The following is a 25,713-nucleotide window of genomic DNA, read 5'->3' on the forward strand; positions in this document are numbered from 1 at the left end:
ATTGATCGACAGCTGTTGCAACGTCATTTCCTCGGCTTCGCTCAGTTCGACGACACACTTCATCCGCTACCCCGGCGTTAAACGCGCCAGGTTAGCGAAATTCAAACAGATTTACCAGGACCACTTAAGGTGGAATACCGGAGCAGAACAGGACGTGAATTGAATATCACCGAATCAATCACTGAAGCATTAGGAATGGTCGGGGAAAAGTCTGAGGTGCTGGCGGCTGCCGAAGTTGAAATCGCTGAGCGTTTATGGCATGAAGAACGTATCACGCGTGCAAACGAAATTGTAGAATATGAGCGAGCCGCGAGACAGATTGATCCTTCAATAGGGTTTTTTGGCGGGGCCGGTCAATATTCTGGTCATCGAATTCGTACATCGTTACAACGCTACAGAGCGGCGATTGGTAATGCCGACAATCTTACTGAAGACCAAAAGGTGCTACTGATAACAGTCGACGATATGATCGCGCGTTGGGAGGGCTGGCCTACGAACAACGCAGATACCCTTGTTATATTAAAGGCAATTAATGACCTTGCTCAGTCGCTGGCAAAAACTTAACCGATAGGGAATATTGTCGGTTTGACTCGCGACATCATTCAATACCCGTTCCACTCGCGGAATGTCCGGTGTGCTCTCAAATGCGCCACGCGGATTGCAAAACCGCGACTGTCGGCAACGGGTCGTTCACGGTCCTCCGGCGTCGCCGGTAACGGTTGTCGGTGTAGAGAACAACCATTGGGAAGACCAGGGGCAGCGCAACGCGAAGACCCTGATGCAGATCCTCGGCGGCGACGCAATCCAGCCTTGAACGCCAGCAGGCGGCAGTCGGCCAGGAAGCGTCACTCGCCCACATGATCGTTCGGCCGTTCAGACGTCCGATCCACCCAGCAAGCGGCCATTCCATTCGCGAGGATGAACGTTGCTTCATCGGCCATTCCAGACACTCGTGCGTGGTCGCTAATCGCACTCTCTTGTCGGCTTTGCGGAACCGCCAGCCTATTCGAGCGATCGAGCGATCGGCCCGGACGAGACTCTCGGTCTCGACACGCCGAAGTGGACGATGGTGGATGATCTGACTTACGTTGTTCAGGCGAATCATCTGCCATGGAGCAACGGTGCGCGGGCAATCTGCGGTTCCTCGGTTGGGCCACGTTCGCCGTGACGCAAGGACAGTTGCTCGCCAGGGTCCCTTGCTCCTGAGAGCCGATAGGCGTTCGGATTCGGCAAGATAAATTACGGAAGAGATGTTGCTTTATCTGGAAATGCCTCTATTTTTAAAGTGGCCGATCGGTCGGAGATGGTTCCGGGCAGTCATCGTGCTTGGAACACCCATGAGTGCGTCTCTGTTGCGACGACTACAAAGTGGCGCGCGTCTTACCTGTAATAACTCTCGTCCAGTTCAAGGTTATGACGCTGGAGCGTTAGGGTGTGGGTGACCGTTTAACACATCTACCACCGGCCAGGAGCACGACGTGAAGGCACCCTGCAGCATGTCCAGTCAGGTCCTCGCGCTCATCGAGCGGACCAGGTCAGGACCAATGAGAAAGAAGGCTAGTGCTGCTCATCTCGGCAACGCGCTGTCAAGGCGGAGTCGTTTCGTGGCGATGCTGTTCCGCCATCTTGGCCGAGTCCATTCCCTGCATGAAAACGAAGCGAAGGCCCGTCGAGTCACGTTGGTGCTTGCGGCTTGCCGGACAGTGCTGGCGAGCACGATCCCCAATTTCGTCTCCCATCTACCTCACAACCGCATCAGATCAGGCCATGGCTGTAGGGACTTCGGCGGCTTTGGAGACCAATGACCTGAAACGAGACTGCAGGAGGTCATGAAATGGAAGTCAAGTCACTCATCGCTTATCAAGGACCCAATATTCATGCCCATTTCCCGGTCATTCGGTACACCATCGATCTGGGGGTGCTTGAAGAGTGGCCAACCGGGCGCCTCGGCCAAGGCTTCATCGATCGTCTCCTTGGCTATCTGCCCGGCCTTCGGGAACATGGCTGTTCCTATCAAGCCCCCGGTGGGTTCGTGCGGCGCATGGTCGAAGGCGAAGGAACGTGGCTGGGCCATGTCATGGAGCACGTAGCGATCGAACTGCAGAAGGTGGCAGGCTCGGATGTGAGTTTTGGCAAGACGCGCGCCGCCGGGCCGCGCGGGCATTACGACATAGTCTACGAATACCTGGACGAGGATGTCGGTCGGCAAGCCGGAGACCTTTCCCTGGCCCTGCTCGAGCACCTGCTTCCTGAAGACCTGAAGCTGAAGCCGGAGCGGAACTTCGATGACGCTTTCGACTTTGAACATGAACTGGATGAACTCATCCGTTATGCGCGGAGTTGCGACGTTGGACCTAGCACTGCCGCATTGGTGAGCGCCGCCATGAAGCGCTCGATTCCATGGACGCGCCTAAACCGCGGCAGCCTGATACGGCTCGGCTGCGGCCGCTTCCAGAAAAGCATCAAGGCGACGCTCACCAGCGAGACCCGTCAGATCGCGGTAGACCTGGCTTCGGACAAGGCGGAGACCAACCGGATCCTGCGTGACGCGGGCCTGCCGGTGCCGAGGCAGCGCAAGGTCTATAGCGCCCGCGACGCCGTCCATAGTGCCGAACAGATCGGCTATCCCGTCGTGATCAAGCCATTGGACTCTAATCACGGGCAGGGTGTATCGGTTCAGGTTACAACCCCGGAGCGGGTGGAGCTCGCTTTTGAGAGGGCTCAGGAGTACAGCGAGGCAGTGCTCGTCGAAAGCTATATACCGGGGTCTGATTACCGCATGCTGGTCGTCAATGATCAATTGTTGGCGGTTGCCAGACGCATCCCCGCACATGTGTCAGGTGACGGTGTTCACACCATCGAGGAGTTGGTGGACGAGGTTAACGAGGATCCACGCCGGGGTGCGGGACATGAAAACGTGCTCACCCGCGTGGAGCTCGACGGCGTGGCAGAACGCTTCCTTGCTGACAAGGGTTATGGTCCCACGACGGTGCCTGTGGCGGGCGAGATCGTCTACTTGTGTGCCACCGCCAACCTTTCCACCGGCGGCACCGCCATCGATGTTACCGATAGCGTGCACCCGGACAACCGGGAGATGGCCGTCCGGGCCATCAGGGCCATCGGCCTGGACGTCGGGGGAGCTGATTTCATTACCACGGATATCTCCGCGCCATATCGTGAGACCGGCGGGGCCATGTGCGAGGTGAATGCTTGCCCGGGTCTACGGATGCATCTGGCGCCCACTGAAGGAACGCCCAGGGACGTTGCCGGTCCCATCATCGATATGCTGTTTCCACCCGGTGCTCCAAGCACCATTCCCATTGCCAGCATTACCGGCACCAATGGCAAGACCACCACCTCGCGCATGCTCGCTCATATCTTGAAACTGGCGGGGTACACGGTGGGTTTGGGCACCACCGACGGCATCTATGTCGACGGACGGTTGACTGTGAAGGGTGACATGACCGGAGTGACGTCCGCCCGCATGATTCTTGCGGACCCCGCCGTGGATGCCGCCGTACTGGAGACGGCCCGGGGCGGCCTGCTGCGGCGGGGTCTGGGCTATCCGGAATGCAGCGTGGCGGGCTGCCTCAATGTGACCGCCGATCACCTGGGCCTGCGCGGGGTCGAAACGGTGGAGCAAATGGCGGAGGTCAAGCGCATCGTCGTCGAGGTGGCGAAGGAGATGGCCGTCCTCAACGCTGACGACGCCTTGTGCCTGAAGATGGCGGACCATAGTCACGCAAACCGCCTGGGCTACGTGACCATGAACGCGGCTCACCCCTTGGTAAATGAGCACGTCCAGGCGGGCGGCGTGGCGGTCGTGCTGGAGGAAGAGATAAACGGCCACATGGTCTGCCTGTGGGACAGCGGTCACCGTTTTCCTTTGTTGTGGACTCACGTGATCCCGGCCACGGTGCAGGGGCTCGCATTCCACAATGTGCAGAACGCGATGTTCGCTGCGGCCCTCGCCCACGGCCTCGGGATCGATCTCGAGAGCATCCGCCGTGGCCTGCGCACCTTTGATAACACCTTCCTCCAGACCCCCGGCCGCCTGAACATCTACGATCAGCATCCCTTCAGGGTGATTTTGGACTATGCCCATAACCCCGCAGCCGTGAAAACCATGTGCGGTCTGGTAGACCGGTTGGGAGCCGAGCGTGCGAAGATCGTTTCGCTGACGGTTCCCGGCGACCGCCGTGACGAGGACATCCTGGAGATCGGCCGTATCGCGGCGGGACACTTTGAGCACTACATTTGTCACAGGGACAGTGACTCGCGTGGGCGGGATCACCTTGAAGTGCCGGAAATGCTGCGAGAGTCACTACGCAAGAATGGAGTCGGGGCAGAGCAGATCGAGGTCATAGCCGATGAGCAGGCGGCGAATCAGTCGGCGCTCGAAATGGCCGGGCCTGGCGACTTGCTCCTCTTGTTGAGCGAAGACTACACACGTGCCTGGGAGCAGATCGTGCGTTTCAGGCCAGACGCGCAAACAGGGCACGCCATTGAGAGAAGGCCGACCCCAGTCAAGATCCGTCAAGACGACCTGGGCGGGTTCGGGTGGGACAGTAGTAGCATGGAGATCATTCGTGACGAGCGCGGCGTGCGGTTGGCGCGAGAGATTGAAGACTGAATGACTGTTCGCCGCGGTTACGACGACCTGCCAGGCGGTCGCAAGCGGACCTGGTGACAGGGCTCCAGGGCGGATGAAGCGTGAGGTCCATCCTTCATGGAGTTCAATACCTTGGAGAGTCAAAATGGATGAGAAACAGAAATTTCTTCTCTACAACGATAACGACGCCACGCTGGATGCCTCCTCGAAGCGGAGGGTGGCGGTCGAAATCGCCCTGGACCTGATACGTCATGAAGCAATGAGCGGGTCTTCGCGCAATCCCCTGGATTCAAATCTAAGGCATCTCTCGGACTTTGCCGATTTTATTCAAGAGGCCTTGAGAGTTGGTGAGCAAGAAGACTTGAGAGGCAGTGAGCGAGAGGACCTGAGAGACAGGGAGCGGGAAAACCTGAGAGGCAGGGAGCGGGAAACGTCGAGAGGCCGACAGCATTAGCGGTCCTGGTGCGCTTGTGCGCAGAAGGCGCAGCGCACACCCTCAAGGAGCTCTGTTGCGGTTTCAAGCGCCGCCTCCGACAAGACTTGGAGAGAATGGGTCGGACGTATGCCCGGCCCATGCCTCACCGATCAGAATGATCCGGGGGATTTGTGATCACCTCGATAAAACCGCTCTTTGCAAAGAACATCACCTCTATAGATAGCAATGAGGAAGATGCGATCTTCGTCGTAGATCCGAAGCTTGGGGCTCTTGGCAAAATCGACGTTCGGACGGGATTCTTTCAAGGAGTTGTCAACTTCAAAAGCTTCAACGAATTCAAGGGGGCAGGTGCCATATGTATGCGACCGGATGGCATTATAAATTATTCGCGTTTTAATAGAATCTATGCGCTCGGGATAGAAAATGGGATGGTCTATGAAGTTATGGACACCGTCACAATCAATGACGCAAAAGATGTTGTCGGTCTATATTGGAAAGGCGGTAGATATTACGTGGCTGACAGTAGCGGGATCTTGTTCATTCTGGATGGGGATCGGCCAATACGGTCAGTGGATGTGGGCAATAGAATAAACGACATTACCTTGCATGGGGATCGCCTCTTCATATTGAGTGACATTAGTCGGGCCATTTATATATACAGTCTTGACGGGACTCATTTGGCATCGCTGACGACACCCCATGAGGGGGCGTCTGGAATAGCTTCAGTTAAAACATCAGATATAGAAAGATCTGGCATCTATATATACTACAATCAGAAAAGTTGGGACGTCTTTGATGATGCGGGCGCGAAGGCGGATGTCGACAACAGTCCAAATATAAAACTCAACAGGAACATTTCAGATGGCTTTATAGAGAAACTTGATTATAAAATAATGGGGCTTGGTATGGCTGGAAATTTCGGGCTTTCGGATGGTTACGAAGTGGAATTTTCTTATGCCGAAATGCTCAGGCCTGCCCATGATATTCTGGAAAGGATCAAGGGCGTCAAGATGTGCGTCAGGTTGTCGATTCCGGTCGAGACGCGAAGGCAGAAGGTGAAGTCAGTAAAAATTATTGGAGATGTTCCTGGGATTATAAGAAGGGACGAAAGCGGCAACGAGATTGCGGAATTCGATTTCAGAGGCGTTGAGCTTGATAAAGAACGCCGTTACTTCGGCTACAGCGCCGTAATTGAACTATATGGGATAAGGTTCAAGTTGAATGCCCCGGATTCAGGCTATCCAGACGAAATTAAGACGCGATTTCTTAAGAGAGAGCTCAGGTACGATATGGATAGGCAAGAGTTAAGGCGCATTGCTGCGGACCTGATTTCGGCGATCCCGAGAAAAGAGCGCGGAAATGTAGTCAAGATTGCGAAAACCGTGCGTGAATATGTTTATAGTAGATTGGGGTACCGCTACAACAACACGTATACAAGTCCCGTTGAGACCTTGAGAAGCGGCGAAGGGACTTGCGGAAAGTACATGGAGCTGTTGATAGGATTAATGAGGCTTTGCGGGGTGGCATGCAGGCCGGTCGGGGATTTCAAGGTTCCCGAGTACAAACTGAGATATGCAAGGGTCAACTCGGTCTGTGTGCCGGATTATGATCATGCGTGGGTAGAGTTCTATGTCCCCGCGGTAGGATGGGTACCTATGGAAAGCTCATCGGACAATCTGCCGGAAAGGCACGAAAGGTTTTTTGGCGCTCTGTCGTGGATCTATATAGAAAACAGCAGGACGGAAAAGATGTGCGAGATATGCAGGCCCGACTCCTGGGAAAAGGTCGGTAACGATCTGATGTATTCGGACTTTTTTGTACCTGACATTCAGATCAAGATTCTCCGGGAGGCCTCGTTGCACTAGTCGCTCCCTGACGGGATGAATGCGAAATTAGCTCCTTATGCTCGCCATATGCGCTGTTAAATCATACAGGTTGCCTTCAACCAGTATGTCCAGGTGCAGGCCAACTACGCTTACTGGGGCATGGCGGCGATCCGGATGTATGGCGGAGTGTTGCAGTTGGGAGGGGTCCACAATGGTGATGCCGCCGCTGCCCAGGACCTGCAGCCTATGATCCGGACCGATAAAGGCGGCGGTGTCTTCATCCAGGCCGATGCCGATGGCAAGTGGGTTGTAAGTCAAGGCCATGAGCAGACGCCCGAGCCGGTCCTGGTGGCGAAAGTGCTGATCGATGATCAACCGCTCGATCAGGCCCAAGCCCGGCGCTAATTGAACAATGTCAGCACGCGGCGTAGTGCCACTCTCACCGGCCGCAATCATCTGCCCGGGCAGGAACGCTGCGCCAGCGGAGGTGCCGGCCACGTGCATACCCTGTGCATTCCGGTTGCGAATTTTCTGCGCCATCGAAGTACTACCTAGCGTCTCGGAAAGATGGACCGGGTCGCTCCCCGTGAGGAAAAGCCCGTCGACACTATCGAGCATGTCCAGGTTTCGCTTCGCCTCGCAGTCGGTTCGGGTCTCAAATTTGAGGGCGCTGACCCGATCCCCCCCCAGATCACGGAACGCCCTTTCATAACGGCGGCCGGCGTCCTTGGTCGCGGAGCCCGTAAGGATGATGCCGATATGCGCGCGGGAGCCGCCGCAAATCTCGATGAAGCGGCGCAGGATGGCAGCGTTTCGTATTAGCCTTCCATCGCCCCCGATGGGGACGATAAAGCCTCGTGTACCGCCAATGGGCGCCTTTGCACGACCCAACTTTCACTCCGATAGAGTGGCCAAATCTTGAAGTAGCCCAAGTCTCGTGCAGCCACCACGTAACCCACTTTTCCGGCCGGAGCTTTGTTGCTGCCGGGCTCGAATCAGCTGACGTCTTATCTTCGCGTCTTCGAGGGGTTGACGCATGATATGCGATTTTATATCGGCAAGCGGAACGTGGAGCGGGGCAGCACAGATACGCGCTGCCCCGCTTCGGGGATGATCCGACTTTTGCCTCTTCGAGCCGATCAGGTCAGAGCAGTAGCGTTCGATCCACTGGGGACGTAACTCCGCGCAGACAACGTGCCGCCTACCAGGCTATGCGTCCCGAGATGATACATATTGCCATCAACCAGGATATGCAGACGTATTCCGGTCAAGCCTACCGGGTCGTCATGGCGAACGGAATCAGCTGCAGAGTTGCGCAGATTCGACCCGTCGATGATGGTGACGCCGCCGCTGCCTACCACCTCCAGCATTTCGTCTGGACCGATGAACGCAGCCGTATCCTCATCCAGCCCAATGCCCACCCCAAACGGGATGGAAGCCACTGCCGTGAGCAGGCGTCCGAGCCGATCCCGCTGGCCGAAGTGTTGGTCGATAACAAAACGGCTGATGAGCCCCAAGCCTGGTGCCAGGTCGACCATCCCGGCGCGGGGCGTGGCCCCGCTCTTCCCCCCGGCAATCATGGCAGCTGACATGGCGGAGGCCCCGGCCGAGGTCCCGGCTACGTGCATGCCGTGTGCGTTACGGCTATGAAGCTTCTCCGCCGCCGGCGTGTCGCTCAGCATCTCGGCGAGGCGTACCTGGTCGCCCCCGGTCATGAAGACCCCGTCGGCGCGATCGAGCACCTTCAGGTATCTGTCCGATTCGCAGTCGCGGCGTGTCTTGAATGGCAGGATACTGACTCGGTCAGCGCCGAGATCGCGGAACACCGACTCATAGAGATCCCCCGTGTCATCCAGCGAGGAGGCAGTGGGGATGACCGCAATGTGCGCGCGCGACCCACCGCAAAGTTTCACGAAACGGCGCAGAATAACCGGGTTCTGAACCCGATTTTCCGCGCCGCCAATAGGGATAATAAAGCCTCGCGCGGCACCCTTCGGCGATCTTCCGGAACGCATACCATTCACTCCTTACCAAAGCTTGACCGGCGACCTGGCGGTCCGCCCTAGGCACGACAATCGCAGCTATCTGCCCGATGATTCGAGCAGCGCGACAACCGTGCGGAATCAGTCGGGCAGCACCTTCGTGGGCGCGGTGCAGCAACCCGCGAACCTGAAGCCTGCAGCAATAGTGGACAGATTTGCATCTTCCTCGCGTCACACAAGATCTGCACCTGCCCACACCGTACAATATTTTAAAGCAAAAAATGCACCAACGTTTTTGTCCGCACGGGTTGGCGCGAACCCTTGGCGCAGATCGCGATTGCGAACGAGCTCGCGAGAACTTCGGCCCGCCGCGGAAGCGCATGAATAGCATATGCACGCAATAAGTGCATATTTGAACCGATGTGGTGCGATGCTGACGCATCGATTCAAGTATTGCAGGTGGCACTTGGCGCCGGAGCGTCGCAATTCGTCTGTTACCAGTCGACGTACCCGGCAGATCGGTCAAACACCTGCCAGCCGGGGCAAATCTTCTGTACACATTCGGCCGCTGCTCTTTTCGGCAAACGTGACTGTTATTGGGTCGGGAGTGCTCCCTCAGTATTTTCGGAAGTGGACGTCGACGTCACGGCGCCGGTCGATCGTTGCCGGCGATCCGCAACCGTTCGGAAAGGAAAGGCATATTTGCCCGCCTTGCTAGAGCTTTGCCATGCTTGGGTCGGCGTCGTCAGCGACCGGCCATCTGCGCATAGTTGCGACCTGAGCATAGGGTCGACTAGCGACGTTGAGGCGCAGAACTTGACAAGGTTCGCAGTTCAAGGGTGCTAGAGCGGCGAACGATAGATCGAAAACTTTTGATCGCGCCAACGCTTTTTTGCGCTCGAGATGAGCGCAGTTACCCAACCACTGCTGCCGGCGTCGACGAACAATAAAGTCAAGAAATGTCCTTTCATGACGATTTCAACGCAGTCTCAACGCCCTAATAACGCGGGGGTCGTATGCAACTGGGCATGAGTGTCGTGATCCTTGCGGTCGCGATTGAAGATGGTAGCCAGAGACGAAAGCCCTCCATCGCGAGGGCTTTTTCTTTCTGGAGGCGATTGGAAGGGGATAGATTGGTATTGCTTATCACCGAGGGATGCGCTTCTTACGCGCTTCTGAAAGAAGTTTGTCACAGTTGGTAACTGCGGTTTGGCGGGGCGCGGCGCTAAGTGAAATTGCCCTGCGGCTAATCGTCGGGGCCAGAATTCGTGGACATCTGTCGATGCCGATGAGCCCGGTCCCCGCCCGTCGACTTCGCCGAACTGGCGAGGGCGGGCGCTGGCGGCGGATGGTTCATATACTGGAAGTTCTGCGCGGTCGCGGCGCTCGGGAAGGTCGTCGCGCCCGGTTGCTGGAGTATGACGTTCGGCGCGGCCGGCGTCGTGTCAATCGATTGCCAGCTCATCTACAAGCATTACTTGATATAACGTACCAATCGCCGCAGCGACTCGCAGCAAGGTCGAGGCCAGCCAGCCGGGCAAAAAACTTTCTGTAACTGAGCCGTAACCACGGAATTTCGCGATTAGCCTAACGTTTGAATTCCAATCCTCCGAAGTGCACCGCCATGATTCCCAGCAATAAAACGATCAGCCTGGCGATTCCCGCCGCCGTCATCGCGCTCGCGTTAGGCGGTTGCGCAGTGGCGCCACCGAGCGGCCCGAGCATAGCCGCGATGCCGCGCAGCGGCGAGCCGCTCAGCCAGTTCCAGCAGAACGACTACGCGTGCCGCGACTACGCGAATCAATCGACGAATCCGTCCGGCGCTGCGCAGGCGGCCACCACGAACAGCGTGAACAGCGCGGCGCTCGGCACGCTCGGCGGCGCGGCGATCGGCGCGCTGTTCGGCGCCGCGGCGGGCAACGCCGGCGCGGGCGCGGCGATCGGCGCCGGCAGCGGTCTGCTGATCGGGGGCGCGAACGGCGCGAATGGCGCCCAGTATTCGGCGGCCGGCATGCAGGCGCGCTACGACACCGCCTACGCCCAGTGCATGACCTCGAAGGGTGAGACGATCGTTCAGCCGCAGCCTTACTATTCGACGCAGCCGGTGTACGTCGCGCCCCGTCCTTATTACGCGCCGCCTCCGCCCGTCATGTATGCGCCTTATCCGGCTTACTGAGCGGTGATAGCTGAGGCCGGCCGGCTTGCTTGTCGTGCATTGTCGGCCGGTACTGCATTTCAAGTCCGAAGGACGGTTGGGCGGTAGCTTTTAGCGACGATCGTCGAATCCGTGCCGCCCCTTATTCCGCGCTGTCGGTTGATGCCGCTTTGCGCGGGCGACGGCTCCGGGACGCCGTTTTACGGGCTGCTGCCTTCCTGGCGGCCTCAGACCCTTCTTCCGAGTTGATTGCGGGAGCAGGGGGCTCGGCCGGCGCTGCGATCTCAGGTACTTCCTCGATCGTGCCTGGCGTGTTTTTCTTCACTTTCTTCGCGGCCGTTTTGCGCGAGGCGCGCTTTTTGGCGCTTTGACGCAGCGCGGGTTGGTCGCTGTCGGTGGAATGGTCGGTTCCTTGGCCGAATACGACTTGTTCAGCTGCTGTATCCGCTTTCGCTGTTACAGCGCGAGCTTGGGACTCTTCAGCTGTCGGTTCAGTGACGAACTCATGTGGGAGAGGCGCGTGCTCACGCGGTTCCTGCCGCTCGACCTCTTCGGCGGGTTCCGCGTGTTCGGTGAGAGCCGGAGCGGTAGCCGCATGCTCTTCATCAGCCGTTTCGTGGTGACCGTGCTTGCCGTGCGCGGCCTCCTGCTGACCCCGCCCCAGCTTGCGGTTGTTGCGCTCCTTGCGCCGCGACTTGTGCTTGCCGCCCGACTCGGACGCGGCCGCTTGCGCAGCCTGCGCTTCATACGAATGTTCGGCCGCCTGTTCGGCCGATACCGCTTCAGCCGACCCCGTTTCGGCAGACTCCGCCGCGGTTTCGCCGATGGTTTCACTTGCCGCTTCACTCGCAACGTTCACGGCTGTGCTTCGATAGACGTACGCGCCTGACTTTTCATCGCGGCCGAATTCGAGCAGCCCGCGCGCCTGCGCTTCTTCCAGCAGATTGCCGAAAGCGCGAAACCCGTAATACGTCTCGTTGAAATCCGGTTTGCGCCGTTTGATCGCGTTCTTCAGCACGGACGCCCAGATCTTGCCGCTGTCGCCACGTTCGGAAGCGAGCGCGTCGAATGTCTGCACCGCAATTTCAACGGCCTTGCTGCGGCGCTTCTCCAGATCTTCCTTGGGCGGAGCCTTCTCTTCATCAGGCGCACGTTTGGCTGCCTGCTGGGTGTTCTGCTGCTGACGCGACGATTCGGGCCTCGCGACTGCGCGCTGACTTTCGCGTACAAGATCGTCGTAAAAGAAGAACTCGTCGCAATTCGCGATCAGCAGATCCGAGGTGGACTGTTGCACACCGACGCCGATCACCTGTTTGGCGTTCTCGCGCAGCTTCGACACGAGCGGCGAGAAATCCGAATCACCACTGATGATGACGAACGTATTGACGTGCGATTTCGTATAACAGAGATCGAGCGCATCCACGACGAGTCGGATGTCGGCGGAATTCTTGCCCGATTGGCGCACGTGCGGAATTTCGATCAACTCGAAATTGGCCTCGTGCATCGCGCCTTTGAAGCTCTTGTAACGGTCCCAGTCGCAATACGCTTTCTTGACGACGATGCTGCCCTTCAGCAGCAGGCGCTCGAGCACCAGCTTGATGTCGAACTTGTCGTACTTCGCGTCGCGCACGCCAAGCGCGACATTCTCGAAGTCGCAGAACAGCGCCATGCTGACGTTTTCGTTGGATGACGCCATGTATATCTCCGTTGAAGCGGTCGTCGAAGTCGACGAATCGCGACATGATAGCGATTCCAGCGAAGGTGAGCAGCTTTTGTGGTGCGCTCGCACCGATCGGTAGGTGGGAATTTGCAGCCTGCGGTCCAACCGGTGGTCCAGCGGGCGGCTCGATGTCAGTTCCGTTACAGGGTGTCGCGACGGCCTGCGTTGTTCCACGTCGCGCGAGCTTCCAGCACGTCATCGATCAATCCGTATTCCCTCGCTTCGAGCGCCGACATGAAGTTGTCTCGGTCGGTGTCGCGCGCGATTTCTTCGATGCTGCGTCCGGTGCGCTCGGCCATCATCGCATTGAGACGCGCTCGTACATACAGCACCTCCTTGGCCTGGATTTCGATGTCCGCCGCGGTGCCCTGACCGCCGCCCGAGGGCTGGTGAATCATGATGCGCGCATTGGGTAGCGCATACCGTTTGCCGCATTGACCCGCGGTGAGCAGAAAGGTGCCCATGCTCGCGGCAAAACCCGTGCACAAGGTCGAGACCTCCGGCTTGATGAACTGCATGGTGTCGTAAATCGCGAGGCCGTCATACACGGAGCCGCCGGGCGAGTTGATGTAAAAAGAAATATCCTTGTCGGGGTTCTCCGATTCGAGAAACAGCAATTGCGCGACGATCAGACTGGCTGACTGCTCGTTCACGGGCCCGACAAGAAAGACGATGCGCTCGCGCAGCAGGCGGGAGTAGATGTCATAGGCACGTTCGCCCCGGCCGGATTGTTCGATCACCGTGGGCACAAGGCCGAGGCCGGAGACAGACGGGTAACTGGAAGGCATGGATTCCTCGTTCAGGATGGATGGCGCGGGCATTCCGGGATGCGCAGGCCGCCGCGGATCAGAAGCCGCGTGACATGCGCCGGTTGTTGCTCATGTGACGAAGCAGCCGCTGGCGTTGTGACAGGTTGTGACAGCGAATTTTTTTGCGCCGCGCTGTCACATCACCGGTTGCCCATGCGTCAAGCTCAGGAATACCGAGCATGACGCGCGCCTGAGCCATGCCACCGGTATGCAGCCACTTTTTCACCACGCACCATCGGGAGGTCTACGCATGACGGAACAGGGAATCGACAAGGCATCCAGTTTCGAGGCCGCGCGCGCCCGTCTGCTGGCACTCGCATATCGGATGCTCGGCAGTCGCGCCGAGGCCGAAGACGTGGTGCAGGATGTCTGGCTCAAATGGCACCTGGCCGATACGCAGGCGGTGCAAACGCCGGTCGCGTGGCTCACCACGCTCACCACGCGCACGGCGATCGACCGTCTGCGGCATGCACAGCGCGAGCGTGCGTCACAGGCTAGCGGCTGGTTGCCGGAGCCGTGGCTCGACGAGGTCGCTCCATCGGCGGAGGAGTTGGCGTTGCGAGCGGCAGATATGTCGTACGGCGTGATGCTGCTTCTCGAACATCTGAAACCAGACGAACGTGCGGCGCTCGTCCTGCATGAAGCGTTCGAGTGCGGTTATGCGGAAATCGCCTCGATTCTCGAGCGCACACCGGCCGCTTGCCGGCAAATGGTTCATCGCGCCAAGGAGCGTCTGAGACGTGCGGGGGCGCCGTTGGAGCGGCCCGATCCGGCGGTGCATGGGCGAATCGTCGAGCGTTTGCGCGCGGCGCTCGAAGCGCAAGACCGGGCGGCCCTGCTACAGCTTTTCAGCGATGCGCCGCAACTGATCAGCGACGTACCTTTGTACGCTCCGCCCCCTCGGTTCCCCACAGCCAACCCGGCCCTTCGAGCACAAGGGCCAACGCCTGAAACCGAAGCGCAACGCGACCGCGAACCGGGTTCCGGTCCGAAGTGGATGGCTGTAGTCACATCGCTCGCGCAACAGGCGAGCCATGCGGAGGTGGTGTCGATGGCGGGTGCGGTGTGCATCGCACTGTTCTGCGACGGCGAGATCGTCGGGTTAATCGACGTGGTGACGGATGGCAAAACGGAGCTTTCGGCGAAAATCGTCTCGCTGCGCATCCTGACCAGCGCCGCGCATCTGCAGGCGGCCAACCGGATGCTGGGCCGTGATGCGGTCACGGAACTGCTTGCCCGCATCAAGGACCATCCGGGGGCGTCAGTTACGGTGAGCCGCGACTTCCCAGTTGATGTCGACGCATAGCACCTGCGTACCATGCGAGGTGTGCGCGGCAATCGAGGCGGTCACGCACAGATGCGCTTCGTTGATCGACAGATACGGCGGCGTCAGATTAACCCGCCCCGGTTGACGCATCGCCTGAATGAAGTACGGGCGGCGCTCCCAACTCGCGCCTTCGGAATGCAGCAGCGGGCTGAAGCGCTTTGCGCGTTGCGATGTGCGCCCCGGCGGCAGCACGTTGTCGCCGATCTGCCGCCCCGAACCGTCCAAAACAAAGCAGCGCGCCGTTTCTCCGAGCGCGAGCAGAGGTGCGGTCGCCTGCATGATCGATTCCCCGGCAACCAGCTGCGCGGCGGCTGCCTCGAGCGCCGTGACATACGGCGCGAGCCGCGCGGATTGCGCTTTCTCTCGAGCGGCAACGCGTTCGCGCAGCGAAGCGGAGAGCGAATCCATCAGGCCAGCGGCAACTTGCGGCTTGACGGGTTCGACGCTCGGACCCGCGAAAAATGCGCCCTGGACGAAGTCGACATTGCATTCGAGCGCGATCAGCGCATCACGTTCGGTGCTCAGACCGCCCATCAGCACCAGTTGCCCAGACTCGTGCAACAGAGAGACGAGGCCCGGCAACACGCGCTCGATATGCGAGTGTTCACTCGCTTGCGCGAGGATGCAGCGGTCGAGCGTGACGATGTCCGGCCGCAGATTCCACACCCGGTCGATGTTCGAATGCTTGGCGCCAAAGCCGTCGAGCGCGATCAGGAAACCGGACTTGCGCAGCGAATCGACGATTTCGGCGAAGCGCGTGGTTTCGCCGCCAGCCTGTTCGGATACTTCGAGTACCACGCGCTGCGGCGGCAGGCCGAGCGCCTTCAGGCTGGCAAGCAGCGCGTCGCCGTAGCTGGTGTCCATCAGTGCGGCCGGATGCAGGCTGAGGAAGAGCCATTCGTCGTGGCTGTCGAATGCGTTGAAGTTGCCGAGGTGCAGCGATTCGGCCAGCCGTCCGAGTTCCAGCAGATCGCCGCGTCGCGCGGCCTGCGTAAAGACTTCGTGCGAGGGCACTTGCCGCTCATGCTCGTCGTGCACGCGCAGCGACGCGTGATACCCGATCGCGCGCCGGTGCGATACCGAAAAGACCGGCTGAAACACGCTGAAAACGGTGTAGCCGCCATAGAGAACGGTACGCCGGGAGCCTTCGTCGCCGGCCATCGGGCGTGGTGGCTGGAAGCCGGGAGGATCGAGTTCGATCATGCTCATCGTGTCAGTCGTGTGGAAATGGCGGGGCTTGCTGGGCCAGGCAGGAGTTCGCGCGCGCAGACCAAGAGTTTACAGGATAGACGAGCAAGAACTATGCGCGTGTTCGAACAAAGCTCGAGCGTCCACCAGCAATGCTCCGAGGAAATCGTTGTGCGCCCGCCGCGGTACGAAGGCGATAACGCGCACTTCGCTGGTGCGGGACGCGCCCTGTTGCGGGTCGGCGACGCTGTGCAAGCGTGCTGCGTGCGGCGCGCGTGGAGCGATGCCCGGAAATCCGTTCGCGACTGCACGAGGATGCGTCGTCCTGGCTCCTGCGGCTTTCAAGTACGCTCCGAAGGCTCGGTCTTTTTCGCGGGCGTGCGAATCTCCGGCGACAACTGCGCAAAGATCCATGACGAGCATGCGGTGATGATGCCGACACACAGGAACGTCGCATGAAACGCGGGCAGCGAATTGGCGCCAGTCGCGCGTTGCATGATGCCGGTAAAGGTTGTCAGCAACGCACCGGCCACCGTCACGCCGAGACTCATCGAAAGCATCTGCACGAGCGAAAACAGGCTATTGCCGCTGCTGGCGCCGCCGGTGCCGAGGTCCTTCAACGTCAACGTGTTCATCGCGGTGAACTGCATCGAGTTCACGCCGCCGAAGATCGCCAGTTGCACGAGCCGCAGCCACAGCGGCTGATGCGTGCTCGTGAGCGCGAAACTCGCCATCATCAGACCGACCAGAATCGTGTTCGCCATCAGCACGCGCCGGTAGCTGTACTTCAGAATCAGCTTCGTCACGAGGCGCTTCGTCGCCATGCCCGCGGCCGCCACGGGCAGCATCATCAGCCCGGCTTCGAATGCGCTATAGCCGAGGCTCACCTGCAACAGCAGAGGAATCAGGTAGGGCATCGAGCCGCTGCCGATCCGCGCGAACAGATTACCGAGCAGCCCAACGCTAAACGTGTGGATCTTGAACAGATCGAGCGGGAAGATCGGCGCGGGCACGCGCACCGCGTGCAGCCCATACGCAACGAAGCACGCCATGCTCAGAATCAGCAGCACCAGCACCGTCGCATGTTGAATGCCGAACTCGGTGCGGCCGTCGAGCGCGAACGAAATCGCCACCATGCCCACCACCAGCAACAGGTAGCCGCCAAGGTCGAATTTGCTCGTGTGTTCGTTGCGGCTATCCGGCATGAAGATAAACGTCGCGATGCAGCCCACGATGCCCACCGGCACGTTGATCAGAAAGATCCAGTGCCACGACGCGATCTTGACGAGCCAGCCACCGAGCGTCGGTCCGATCAACGGTCCGATCAGCCCCGGAATCGCCACGAACGACAACGCCGGCAGATAGCGCTCAGCCGGAAAGGTTCGCAGCACCGCGAGGCGCCCAACCGGCAGAAGCATCGCGCCGCCCACGCCTTGCAGAACGCGAAAGAGCACCAGTTGGTTCAGCGTATGCGCGTTCGCGCACAGCAACGAGCCCACCGCGAACACGAGGATCGCACTGAAGAACACGCGCCGCGTGCCGAGTCTGTCGGCGAGCCAGCCGGACACGGGGATCATCACCGCCATCGTCAGCGAGTAGGCGATCACCACCGATTGCATGCGCAGCGGCAGTTCGCCGAGGCTTGTCGCCATCGCGGGCAGCGCGGTGTTGACGATCGTCGAATCGAGCGTCTGCATGAAGAAGCCGGTGGCGACCAGCCACAGCATCACGGTCAGCGAGCGGGGCGAAGGACCCGAGGGGATATCGGGAGCGAGGGCGGGCGGAGGCGTCGTGGTGGACATATGAGGTGGCTGGGCGCGCTCGGTCGGGCTGGGACTCGCTATTCTAGGGAAAAGCGGGTCCCGGCGCAGCGGGCGGCGCAGCGTTGCGCGGGTGTCGGCGCTGCGTCACGGCCGCGCTCCGCGCCGTGTTCACGCATCAGGCGGCAACTGCGCCGCCGCATGAAAAAACGCCTGCGCCCGTGGCTCGTTGCCAAACGCCACATGAATTCTGATCCACGGGCTCACCTCCCGGTTCGGCCTGAAGTGTTGTCCAGGCAGCACTGTCACTCCGAGGGGCACGCCGCATTCAACGAGCCGCTCGGCGTCCGCGACATGCGGCACGCGTGCCCACACGAACTTGCCACCCGCTGGTTCTTCGAAGATCTCCCAGCCGGCATCTTCGAGTGTCTGGACGGTCGAGCCGAGCGCGCCGCGCATCTGGCGGCGCAGTCGCTCCAGATATTTGCGATATGCGCCGCGCTCCAGCATCGACACCGCCACCGCTTCGGCAAAGCGCGAACAGCCGATGCTCGTCAGCATCTTGATGTCGACCAGGTCCTTGATGATCGCGTGACTCGCAACCACGTAGCCGACCCGCAGCGAAGACGACAGCGTTTTCGACAATCCGCCGATGTAGATCACCTGTTCGAGTTGGTCGAGGGTGGCCAGGCGGTCGGTGAGCTCGGTCTGAAAATCCGCGTAGATATCGTCCTCGATGATCTGGAAGCCATGCTCTCGCGCCATTTGCAGCAAACGGAATGCGACCTGCGGTGCGACCGTGGTGCCGGTCGGATTGTGGAACACGGTGTTGATGAGCAGCAATCTGGGCCGGTGCAGCTTCAGTTGCGCCTGCATCGTGTCGAGGTCGGGACCATTGCCGGTGCGTGGAATGCCGATCAGCTTCATGCCGTGCAGGCGCAACAGGCCGTACAGGTTGTAGTAACCGGGGTCCTCGACAAAGATCGTGTCGCCTGGCTTGAGCATGTAGCGCACCAGCAGATCGAACGCCTGGCTCGCGCCATTGGTGATCAGAATCTGCGATGCGTCTGCCTGGATGCCCAACTGGCCAATGCGGCCGCGCAACTGTTCGCGCAAGACCGGGTTGCCGAGCGGCGTCGCGTACTCGACCATGCTAGCCGGATCGGTTCGCGACACGTGGCGGATCGCCTGCGCAATGCCATCGATGTCGCGCCAGCTTTCGGGGATGAAACCGGTGCTGAGCTTCAGCGTCTCGCCCGGAAAGTTGAATTGCTCGAGCAGATGGTCCGACTCGACATCGGCGCGGCGCGGGTCCGAAGTGCCCTGGCAGCGCATGTCGGTCGGTTGGCGATCGGCGACGTAAAAGCCGGAGCCGTGGCGCGAGTCGACGTAGCCGAGCGACACCAACCGGTCGTATGCCTCGATCACCGGAAAGCGGCTTACGTCGAAGTCGGCGGCGAACTGGCGGATCGACGGCAGCTTTGAGCCAGGATGCGCATTGCGCGAGCGGATCCACGCCGAGACGCCCGCGACGATCTGCTCGGTCAGCGGCACGCCGTTGTCCCGATCGAGCTGGATTTCGAGTTTCATACGCTTGCCTTCTGTCGCCGGCCTGCGAGCGCGAAAGTCTTAAACCTGCGCCGCGCGAGCCATGCCAACTGTTCGGTTTTTTGACTGAACAGTTCCGATGAAAGTGTTCGGAACTGTGCATGGGTCTCCGATCATCGCACGTCAATAATCGGTACAACAGAAAGTTCATCGAGGAGAACGGCGATGCGAGAAGTGCGAGTTTTCGAGCTGGAACATGGCGAGCCTGTCACGGCCTGGCGGGTTGCGCGTCCGACGATTTTCAAGGTGATCAGCGGCAACGTCTGGCTGACCGTCGAGGGCGAGCACGAGGATCACTGGCTGGCGGCGGGGCAGTCGATCGAGTTGGCGCGTGGATTGGTGGCATGGATCAGCGCCGGGCGGGCCGGGGCGCGTTTTGCGCTGGCGAGCGGCTCGGAACGCAGGTTGCCGAGGCTGCTATTCGGCTGGCCGATGCCGGCTTGGCTGGCGCGTCGGCCGGGCGTGGTCTGATGCAGGGCGAACGGCGAGCCGCCTCTTCCTGGTCCCTAAGCAGCACCTCCCGCCTCATACTCCCCGATATACCGCGCCCGCGGCCGGATCAACCGGCCATCGCGCGCCTGCTCCATCGCGTGCGCGATCCAGCCGACCACCCGCCCGAGCGCGAACAGCGTGAACGCGGCCCCGCTCGGCAAGCCGAGCACGCGCTCGATCGCGGCGAGCGCGAAATCCACCGTCGGCTCCGCGCCGGTCGTGTCGCGCACCGCTCGCGCGACCTGCAGCACCTCGTTGAGCGGCGAGCGGGCTGGCGCGCAGTCGGCGAGCATCGTCAGCAATAGCCGCGCGCGCGGATCACCGTCCGGATAGAGCGGATGACCGAAGCCCGACAGCAGCGGCCCTTGCGCGCCGTGCTCGTAGCGCGCGAGACGGTTCGCCAGATAGCGGTCCAGCTCGGGCGAGCGCGACGCCTCATCGAGCAGCGCGGCGATGCGCACGGTTTCGCCGCCGTGACGCGGCCCGGAAAGCGCCGCGAGCCCGCCCGCGACCGCACCGAACAGGTGCGTGCCCGTCGACGTGATACAACGGACCGTGAACGTCGACGCGTTCAGCTCGTGATCCGCGCAGGCGACCAAGGCCGCGCGCAGCAGTCCGCTTTGCTGACGGCTGCGCACCCGCCAGGCCGTCGCGATCTGCCGATGCAGCGGTTCGTTCGACGGCGCCGCCGGCAGCATCGCGGCGGCCAGCAGCCGCATCACGGCGCACGCGGTGTCGAGCTGCGCATCGCGGCCGAGCGCCCACACGCGCGGCATCTGCGCGGCGGCGGCCGGCAGCAGCACCAGCGCGCGATCGAGCGGCGTGCTGTCACTCCACAGCTTGAGCCACGCGGCCCATTGAGCGGGGGCGAGCGGCACGACGGGCGCATCGCCGATGCGCCGCGCGCTGCATTCCCACAACAGCGCCGCGACGTCTTCGAGTGACGCACTGCGCGCGAGTTCGATCGCATCGTGCCCGCGATACAGCAGCCGACCGTCCGCGACCAGCGTGATCGACGATTCGAGCACCGGTACGCCCCAGTCGAGCACCTTCTGCGCGACCTTGCCGGCGCGTTTGCCGTCCGCCTTGCGACGCGCGAGGCGGCGCACCTCGGCGGCATCGTAGAGCCGATGCCTGCCTTGCGCATCCGGCGACGAGCCGAGCATGCCTCGGCTTACATACGCGTACAGCGTCGGCAAGCTGACGCCGAGCGTTGCGGCCGCTTCGGCGGCGCTCAGGTAAATCGGGGCTGGCATAAAAGTGCGTATAAACCGAAGAAATCAATATACGTTGATTATCATAATCAAGATTGATTGCGGCAATGCGCAAATTTAGACTCGGTGTACCTGCTTCCTGTCCGCGCGGCCAGCGCGCCCGATCCCATGACGCCCGAACTCGCCCTCAAGCACATCTGGACCCTCGCCGGCTGCGATCCGGTCGCGTTGCACGCCGTGTCGCTCGCCGGCGCGGATCCCGGCTTGCCGTCGGTCTATCGTGTCGGCAGCCTCGCGGCGTCGACCATCGCCGCGACGGGCCTCGCCGCCGCCGAATACTGGCGCTTGCGCAGCGCTCGCCTGCAACAGGTGTCGGTGCAGATGCGTCGCGCGCTGGCGGCGTTTCGCAGCGAACGCTATTTGCGGATCGACGATGGGCCGCCGCCCGCGCTGCGCGATCCGGTCACCGGCTTCTATGAAACGGGCGACGGCCGCTGGATCCAGCTGCATACGAATTTCGCGCATCACCTGAAGGGCGTGCTCGAGGTGCTCGGCTGTGACAATGGGCGGCACTCGGTGGCGGCCGCGATTCGCGGCTGGGAGGGCGCGACGCTCGATCAAACGCTCGCCGACGCGGGCCTGTGCGCCGCCTTGATTCGCACGCCCGACGAATGGGCCGCGCTCGAGCAGGCCAAAGCGATCGCGCGCTTGCCGCTGTTCGAGATCGAGCGCATCGGCGACGCCCCGGCCGAGCCGCCGCGCCTCGCCGCCGCTGACGCCGAGCCTGGTATCGACCGCCCGCTCGCGGGTGTGCGGGTGCTGGATCTGTCGCGGATCATCGCGGGACCGGTGGCCGGCCGCGCGCTCGCGCATCATGGCGCGGACGTGTTGACGATCAACGGGCCGCATCTGCCGAACATCGCGCCGCTCGTGATCGACAACGGCCGCGGCAAGCGTTCGGCAATCGTCGATCTGCGCGAGGCGGCAGGCTGCGACACGTTGCGCGGACTCGCGCGCGATGCCGACGTGTTCCTGCAGGCCTATCGTCCGGGCGCGCTCAAGGCGCGCGGCTTCGGGCCGGACGAGCTGGCACGGCTGCGGCCCGGCATCGTCTATGTCTCGGTGTGCGCGTACGGGCACACAGGGCCGTGGGCGCAGCGACGCGGCTTCGATAGTCTGGTGCAGTCGGCGAGCGGCATCGCGTGGACCGAGCGCGCGGCGGCGGGTTCGGCCGAGCCGCGGCATCTGCCGTGTCAGGCGCTCGATCACGCGACCGGCTATCTGGCCGCGTTCGGCGCGATGGTCGCGCTCGCGCGGCGCGCTCGCGAGGGCGGCAGCTGGCATGTGAAGGTGTCTCTTGCGCAGACGGGGCGTTGGCTGCGGTCGTTCGGGCTGCTGGCCGATGGGCAGCAGGCGCCCGAGGTGTCGCTCGACGATGTGCGCGATTGCGTCGCGAGCGTGCAATCGGAGTTCGGGCGTGTGCTTGGCGTGCTGCCGGCGGAGGAACTGGAGCAGACGCCTGCGTTTTATGCGCTGCCGCCGGCGCGCATCGGCGCGCACGAAGCCCGGTGGCCGTGACGGTTGGAGCGGGCGGCGCGTTCAGGTTGGGAACGCGGCGTACCTGACCGCCCACCGTGTCGCAGCTTACTTTCGCAACTCCGCCACGAAGTCGTAGTAATCGTTGCGGCAGTACGTGTCCGTCAGTTCGATCGCGCGTTGATCCGCCGTATAACCCACGCGCGTGATCAACAGCAACGCCTCGTTCGGCGCGATGCTCATCTGCTGCGCGATCTCGTCGCTCGCGTTCACCGCGCGGAAGTGCTGCAACGCGCGCACGATCGTCAGTCCGCGATTCTCCAGATACGTGTACAGCGAGTCGCCGATTGCCTGTGGATCGGGAATCACCGCGGCCGGGAACGTCGAATTCTCGACCGCCATCACGATGCCGTCGGCGAGCCGCAGCCGCCGCAGCCGCGTGACCGCGGCGGCCGGCGACAGCCCCAGCTGGATCACCTCATCGCGATTGGCCGGCGAGATTTCGCGCGACAGCCACTTCGAACTCGGCGTGAAGCCGCGCCGCCGCAGCATTTCGCTGAAGCTCGACAGACGCGACAACGGATCTTCGTAGCGCGGCGTGATGAAGCTGCCCGCGCCTTGGGTGCGGCGGATCAAACCCTGCTCCACGAGCAGCGCGATCGCCTTGCGCGACGTGATGCGCGACACGCCGAGCGCCTCCGACAGCACGCGCTCCGAAGGCAGCGCCTCGCCGGCGTTCCAGCGGTTTTCGTGGATCGCGCTGCCGAGCTTGCGGGCAAGTTGCAGATAGAGCGGCGTGTCGTTTTCCGGGTCCGGGCGCAGGTCGCGCCAGCGGTCTTCCGAGGCAGAGGTCATGGGGCTCACGCAAGATGGGCAAGCGGCAATTTTAAAACATCGGCGCGTCCTGTTATAGCGGGCTTTTGCCAGGCGCGCCGTTGTGAGGCCGCGGAGCCGCTAAACTCGTCGCCAGGATTTGAGTAGCATGCGTTGCGCGATGAGGCGGCGGGCCAGCGCATCGCATCTGGATCGAGCCACTTTCGAGGAGTCAGCATGACGAGCGAGATCGCAAGCGTGAGCGTGCCGGGCGGCGAGCGCATGCCAGCACTGGGGCAGGGCACGTGGGAAATGGGCGAGCAGCGGGCACGACGCGCGGCGGAAATCGCTGCGCTGCGCTGCGGCATCGAACTCGGCATGACGCTGATCGATACCGCCGAAATGTACGGCGACGGCGCGACCGAGTCGCTGCTCGGCGAAGCGCTCGCGGGTTTGCGCGACAAGGTGTTTCTGGTCAGCAAGGTGTATCCGCACAACGCCAGCCGGCGCGGCGTGATCGCCGCGTGCGAGCAGAGCCTGAAGCGTCTGAAAACGGACCGGCTCGATCTGTATCTGCTGCACTGGCGTGGCTCGGTGCCGCTCGCGGACACCGTCGACGGCTTCGAGGCGCTGCGGCGCGCGGGCAAGATCCGTCACTGGGGCGTCAGCAACTTCGATACCGACGACATGGAAGAACTCGTCGCGACGCCAGGCGGCGACGCGTGCGCGACCAACCAGATTCTGTACAACGTGGCGCGGCGCGGGCCGGAGTTCGATCTGTTGCCGTGGCTCGCCGCGCGCGGCATGCCGGCGATGGCGTACAGCCCGGTCGATCATGCGCGGCTGCCGAAACGCTCGCCGCTCGACGATATCGCCGACGCGCGCGGCGTCTCGGTGTTTCAGGTGGCGCTCGCGTGGGTGCTGGGCAAGCCCAATGTGTGCGCGATTCCGAAGGCGGCGCGCGTCGAGCATGTGCGCGACAACCATCGCGCGTCGCAACTGGTGCTGGAAGCCGGCGAACTCGCCGCGCTCGACGCGTACTTCAAGCCGCCGCGCGGCAAGCGTGCGCTGGAAATGCTGTAAGCGCCGGCGCGGCCGCCGTCCGTTGCGCAACGGCGGCGCGCGAGGCTCGAAGCGCTGTGGGCGTCGATGACGCCGCTCGCGCTGACGCGGCGCTCAGGTGCAGGGATGGTGCTGATGCACGGAGCCGAGCACGGCGACTTCGGCGGGGGTGTGCTGCAGCGCGTCGTCCGGCACCTGGGCGGCATCGGCGAGGAAGTCGTCGACGATCGACGACACCGCCACGTCGCGCAGGCATAGCGACACGCGCTGCGTTTCGTTGGCGGGGAGGGTTGCTCGTTGCGAGAGGAACAGCACGCCGTATTGATAACCGTGGATGATGCCGCGGATCGCGCCGACGCATTGCCCTTGCGCGACGTTGTCGTGGCGCTGTTTGCAGCTCTGGACGAGCGAGTAGGCGGAGAAGCTCGGGTCGACCGGTGGTGCCGCTTGCGACAAGGTCTGCGCCATTGGCTGCGCGGGTGTTTGCGCATTGGCGAGCGATGCGAGGCCCAGGGCGGCAGCGGTCAGCACGGCGGCTGCCGTGCGGGTCGCGGAGGGGGGGACGCTTCTATGCATGTTGTGGGCCCTCATATCGAACGATGAATTTGATATGAGGCGGTCGTCTCGGATTGGTTCCATAACACTCGCACGCAATGGAGGTTGTGTTCCCGCCGCTCGCGGTGCGGTTCGCGCGATGGCGCGAGGCGCGGCGCGCGCGCTCTCCGAGCCATTCCGTCAGCGCGCGCCGAAGGCGGGCGGGCCGCTCCGACCGGCCTCCGGCGGTGACGCCCGACCGGGGGATCGGGACATCACCGCCGTTGCCAGCGGATAGCGGACAGTATGCCGGGACATGTCGCTGGCGGGTAGGGCGCGGGGGCTCCCTACCCGGGGCAACGGGCGACGCCTAGTGCCCGTTCCCGCCACCGTTGCCACTGCCGCCGCTGCCGCCACCCTTGCCTCCGTGACCGCCGCCGAAGCCTCCGCCAAAGCCTCCGCCGAACCCGCCACCGAAGCCACCACCGAAGCCACCACCGAAGCCACCACCATTCGCACCGCCGAAACCACCGCTAGGGCCACCGCTGGAGCCTCCGCAACCGCAGCCGCCGCTCCCGCTGCCGCCGCTGCTTCCGCCTCCGCCGCTGCCTCCACCGCCTCCGCCGCCTCCGCCGCCTC

The 25,713-nt window shown here is 62.0% G+C and carries 20 protein-coding genes and 1 pseudogene; 10 read left to right on the top strand and 11 right to left on the bottom strand.

What is annotated here, in order from left to right; translation table 11 throughout:
* Positions 1-159: 159 nt before the first annotated feature.
* The 4 genes from F6X37_RS32595 (at position 160) to F6X37_RS37725 (ending at position 6,913) form a co-directional block, all read left to right on the top strand.
* The gene (locus tag F6X37_RS32595; protein WP_187614135.1) at positions 160-564 is read left to right on the top strand and encodes a hypothetical protein; all 405 of its coding nucleotides are present in this window, start codon (positions 160-162) and stop codon (positions 562-564) included.
* Between the two features lie 1,270 nt (positions 565-1,834).
* Positions 1,835-4,633 (top strand): cyanophycin synthetase, encoded by a 2,799-nt coding sequence (cphA, locus tag F6X37_RS32600; RefSeq protein WP_187614136.1) that lies wholly within the window; start codon positions 1,835-1,837, stop codon positions 4,631-4,633.
* A gap of 124 nt (positions 4,634-4,757) precedes the next feature.
* Positions 4,758-5,066 carry a hypothetical protein gene (locus F6X37_RS32605; protein ID WP_187614137.1) on the top strand — a complete coding sequence of 103 codons (309 nt, stop codon included), beginning with the start codon at positions 4,758-4,760 and terminating at the stop codon, positions 5,064-5,066.
* A gap of 152 nt (positions 5,067-5,218) precedes the next feature.
* Complete coding sequence (locus F6X37_RS37725) at positions 5,219-6,913, top strand: transglutaminase domain-containing protein (protein ID WP_187614138.1); 1,695 nt, start codon at positions 5,219-5,221, stop codon at positions 6,911-6,913.
* Positions 6,914-6,940: 27 nt separating this feature from the next.
* Here the strand turns inward: F6X37_RS37725 and F6X37_RS32615 are convergent, their stop codons facing one another.
* Together F6X37_RS32615 and F6X37_RS32620 are read right to left on the bottom strand one after the other, a co-directional pair.
* Positions 6,941-7,765, bottom strand: coding sequence for a cyanophycinase (locus tag F6X37_RS32615; RefSeq protein WP_187614139.1), 825 nt, complete (start codon positions 7,763-7,765; stop codon positions 6,941-6,943).
* A 248-nt stretch (positions 7,766-8,013) separates the two neighbouring features.
* Positions 8,014-8,889: a cyanophycinase gene (locus F6X37_RS32620; protein ID WP_187614140.1), complete on the bottom strand. Its 876-nt coding sequence runs from the start codon at positions 8,887-8,889 to the stop codon at positions 8,014-8,016.
* Between the two features lie 1,591 nt (positions 8,890-10,480).
* On the opposite strand from F6X37_RS32620, the gene F6X37_RS32625 reads away from it, so the two are divergent.
* Entirely contained in the window at positions 10,481-11,032 is a 552-nt protein-coding gene (locus F6X37_RS32625; RefSeq protein WP_090801611.1) for a glycine zipper family protein, read from the top strand.
* Positions 11,033-11,153: 121 nt separating this feature from the next.
* On the opposite strand, the gene F6X37_RS32630 is transcribed toward F6X37_RS32625, so the two are convergent.
* The 3 genes from F6X37_RS32630 to F6X37_RS32640 all read right to left on the bottom strand — a co-directional run bounded on the left by F6X37_RS32630 (position 11,154) and on the right by F6X37_RS32640 (position 13,766).
* Positions 11,154-12,707 (bottom strand): NYN domain-containing protein, encoded by a 1,554-nt coding sequence (locus F6X37_RS32630; RefSeq protein ID WP_187614141.1) that lies wholly within the window; start codon positions 12,705-12,707, stop codon positions 11,154-11,156.
* 164 nt (positions 12,708-12,871) lie between these two features.
* A complete protein-coding gene (gene clpP / locus F6X37_RS32635; protein ID WP_184058215.1) occupies positions 12,872-13,519 on the bottom strand; it encodes an ATP-dependent Clp endopeptidase proteolytic subunit ClpP in 648 nt (215 codons plus the stop codon).
* Positions 13,520-13,577: 58 nt separating this feature from the next.
* The gene (locus F6X37_RS32640) at positions 13,578-13,766 is read right to left on the bottom strand and encodes a hypothetical protein (protein ID WP_187614142.1); all 189 of its coding nucleotides are present in this window, start codon (positions 13,764-13,766) and stop codon (positions 13,578-13,580) included.
* 24 nt (positions 13,767-13,790) lie between these two features.
* Between F6X37_RS32640 and F6X37_RS32645 the strand changes: the two genes are divergently transcribed.
* Positions 13,791-14,846 (top strand): sigma-70 family RNA polymerase sigma factor, encoded by a 1,056-nt coding sequence (locus F6X37_RS32645; protein ID WP_187614143.1) that lies wholly within the window; start codon positions 13,791-13,793, stop codon positions 14,844-14,846.
* Here F6X37_RS32645 and F6X37_RS32650 read toward each other — a convergent pair.
* The 3 genes from F6X37_RS32650 to F6X37_RS32660 form a co-directional block, all read right to left on the bottom strand.
* Positions 14,802-16,076, bottom strand: a complete 1,275-nt coding sequence (locus F6X37_RS32650) for an EAL domain-containing protein (RefSeq protein ID WP_187614144.1) — start codon at positions 16,074-16,076, stop codon at positions 14,802-14,804. The two genes, F6X37_RS32645 and F6X37_RS32650, sit on opposite strands and share 45 nt — an antisense overlap.
* A 320-nt stretch (positions 16,077-16,396) precedes the next feature.
* On the bottom strand, positions 16,397-17,857 hold the full coding sequence (mdtD, locus tag F6X37_RS32655; protein WP_187614145.1) for a multidrug transporter subunit MdtD: 1,461 nt from the start codon (positions 17,855-17,857) through the stop codon (positions 16,397-16,399).
* 129 nt (positions 17,858-17,986) lie between these two features.
* Complete coding sequence (locus F6X37_RS32660) at positions 17,987-19,405, bottom strand: PLP-dependent aminotransferase family protein (protein WP_184058205.1); 1,419 nt, start codon at positions 19,403-19,405, stop codon at positions 17,987-17,989.
* Between the two features lie 183 nt (positions 19,406-19,588).
* Between F6X37_RS32660 and F6X37_RS32665 the strand changes: the two genes are divergently transcribed.
* On the top strand, positions 19,589-19,894 hold the full coding sequence (locus F6X37_RS32665; protein WP_187614146.1) for a DUF2917 domain-containing protein: 306 nt from the start codon (positions 19,589-19,591) through the stop codon (positions 19,892-19,894).
* A gap of 35 nt (positions 19,895-19,929) precedes the next feature.
* Here the strand turns inward: F6X37_RS32665 and F6X37_RS32670 are convergent, their stop codons facing one another.
* Positions 19,930-21,171: a citrate/2-methylcitrate synthase gene (locus tag F6X37_RS32670; RefSeq protein ID WP_187614147.1), complete on the bottom strand. Its 1,242-nt coding sequence runs from the start codon at positions 21,169-21,171 to the stop codon at positions 19,930-19,932.
* A gap of 126 nt (positions 21,172-21,297) precedes the next feature.
* Between F6X37_RS32670 and F6X37_RS32675 the strand changes: the two genes are divergently transcribed.
* Positions 21,298-22,707: a CoA transferase gene (locus tag F6X37_RS32675; protein WP_187614148.1), complete on the top strand. Its 1,410-nt coding sequence runs from the start codon at positions 21,298-21,300 to the stop codon at positions 22,705-22,707.
* A gap of 66 nt (positions 22,708-22,773) precedes the next feature.
* Here F6X37_RS32675 and F6X37_RS32680 read toward each other — a convergent pair whose 3' ends face one another.
* Positions 22,774-23,520, bottom strand: coding sequence for a GntR family transcriptional regulator (locus tag F6X37_RS32680; protein ID WP_013090333.1), 747 nt, complete (start codon positions 23,518-23,520; stop codon positions 22,774-22,776).
* 195 nt (positions 23,521-23,715) lie between these two features.
* On the opposite strand from F6X37_RS32680, the gene F6X37_RS32685 reads away from it, so the two are divergent.
* Complete coding sequence (locus F6X37_RS32685) at positions 23,716-24,561, top strand: aldo/keto reductase (protein WP_187614149.1); 846 nt, start codon at positions 23,716-23,718, stop codon at positions 24,559-24,561.
* Between the two features lie 93 nt (positions 24,562-24,654).
* On the opposite strand, the gene F6X37_RS32690 is transcribed toward F6X37_RS32685, so the two are convergent.
* Positions 24,655-25,116: a Rap1a/Tai family immunity protein gene (locus F6X37_RS32690; RefSeq protein ID WP_184023091.1), complete on the bottom strand. Its 462-nt coding sequence runs from the start codon at positions 25,114-25,116 to the stop codon at positions 24,655-24,657.
* Between the two features lie 331 nt (positions 25,117-25,447).
* Here F6X37_RS32690 and F6X37_RS36480 point away from each other — a divergent pair.
* Positions 25,448-25,713: pseudogene (locus F6X37_RS36480) on the top strand (dihydrolipoamide succinyltransferase); the annotation flags it as partial.

The organism is Paraburkholderia sp. 31.1 (assembly GCF_014397645.1).
Classification (GTDB): domain Bacteria; phylum Pseudomonadota; class Gammaproteobacteria; order Burkholderiales; family Burkholderiaceae; genus Paraburkholderia; species Paraburkholderia tuberum.

Bases quoted from the DNA above. Each gene is read 5' to 3' on its own strand.
- clpP (WP_184058215.1), bottom strand. From the start codon at position 13,519: ATGCCTTCCAGTTACCCGTCTGTCTCCGGCCTCGGCCTTGTGCCCACG.
- F6X37_RS32625 (WP_090801611.1), top strand. From the start codon at position 10,481: ATGATTCCCAGCAATAAAACGATCAGCCTGGCGATTCCCGCCGCCGTC.
- F6X37_RS32645 (WP_187614143.1), top strand. From the start codon at position 13,791: ATGACGGAACAGGGAATCGACAAGGCATCCAGTTTCGAGGCCGCGCGC.
- F6X37_RS32685 (WP_187614149.1), top strand. From the start codon at position 23,716: ATGACGAGCGAGATCGCAAGCGTGAGCGTGCCGGGCGGCGAGCGCATG.
- F6X37_RS32670 (WP_187614147.1), bottom strand. From the start codon at position 21,171: ATGCCAGCCCCGATTTACCTGAGCGCCGCCGAAGCGGCCGCAACGCTC.
- F6X37_RS32690 (WP_184023091.1), bottom strand. From the start codon at position 25,116: ATGCATAGAAGCGTCCCCCCCTCCGCGACCCGCACGGCAGCCGCCGTG.
- cphA (WP_187614136.1), top strand. From the start codon at position 1,835: ATGGAAGTCAAGTCACTCATCGCTTATCAAGGACCCAATATTCATGCC.
- F6X37_RS32650 (WP_187614144.1), bottom strand. From the start codon at position 16,076: ATGAGCATGATCGAACTCGATCCTCCCGGCTTCCAGCCACCACGCCCG.
- F6X37_RS32605 (WP_187614137.1), top strand. From the start codon at position 4,758: ATGGATGAGAAACAGAAATTTCTTCTCTACAACGATAACGACGCCACG.
- F6X37_RS32665 (WP_187614146.1), top strand. From the start codon at position 19,589: ATGCGAGAAGTGCGAGTTTTCGAGCTGGAACATGGCGAGCCTGTCACG.
- F6X37_RS32675 (WP_187614148.1), top strand. From the start codon at position 21,298: ATGACGCCCGAACTCGCCCTCAAGCACATCTGGACCCTCGCCGGCTGC.
- F6X37_RS32620 (WP_187614140.1), bottom strand. From the start codon at position 8,889: ATGCGTTCCGGAAGATCGCCGAAGGGTGCCGCGCGAGGCTTTATTATC.
- F6X37_RS32680 (WP_013090333.1), bottom strand. From the start codon at position 23,520: ATGACCTCTGCCTCGGAAGACCGCTGGCGCGACCTGCGCCCGGACCCG.
- F6X37_RS32660 (WP_184058205.1), bottom strand. From the start codon at position 19,405: ATGAAACTCGAAATCCAGCTCGATCGGGACAACGGCGTGCCGCTGACC.
- F6X37_RS32630 (WP_187614141.1), bottom strand. From the start codon at position 12,707: ATGGCGTCATCCAACGAAAACGTCAGCATGGCGCTGTTCTGCGACTTC.
- mdtD (WP_187614145.1), bottom strand. From the start codon at position 17,857: ATGTCCACCACGACGCCTCCGCCCGCCCTCGCTCCCGATATCCCCTCG.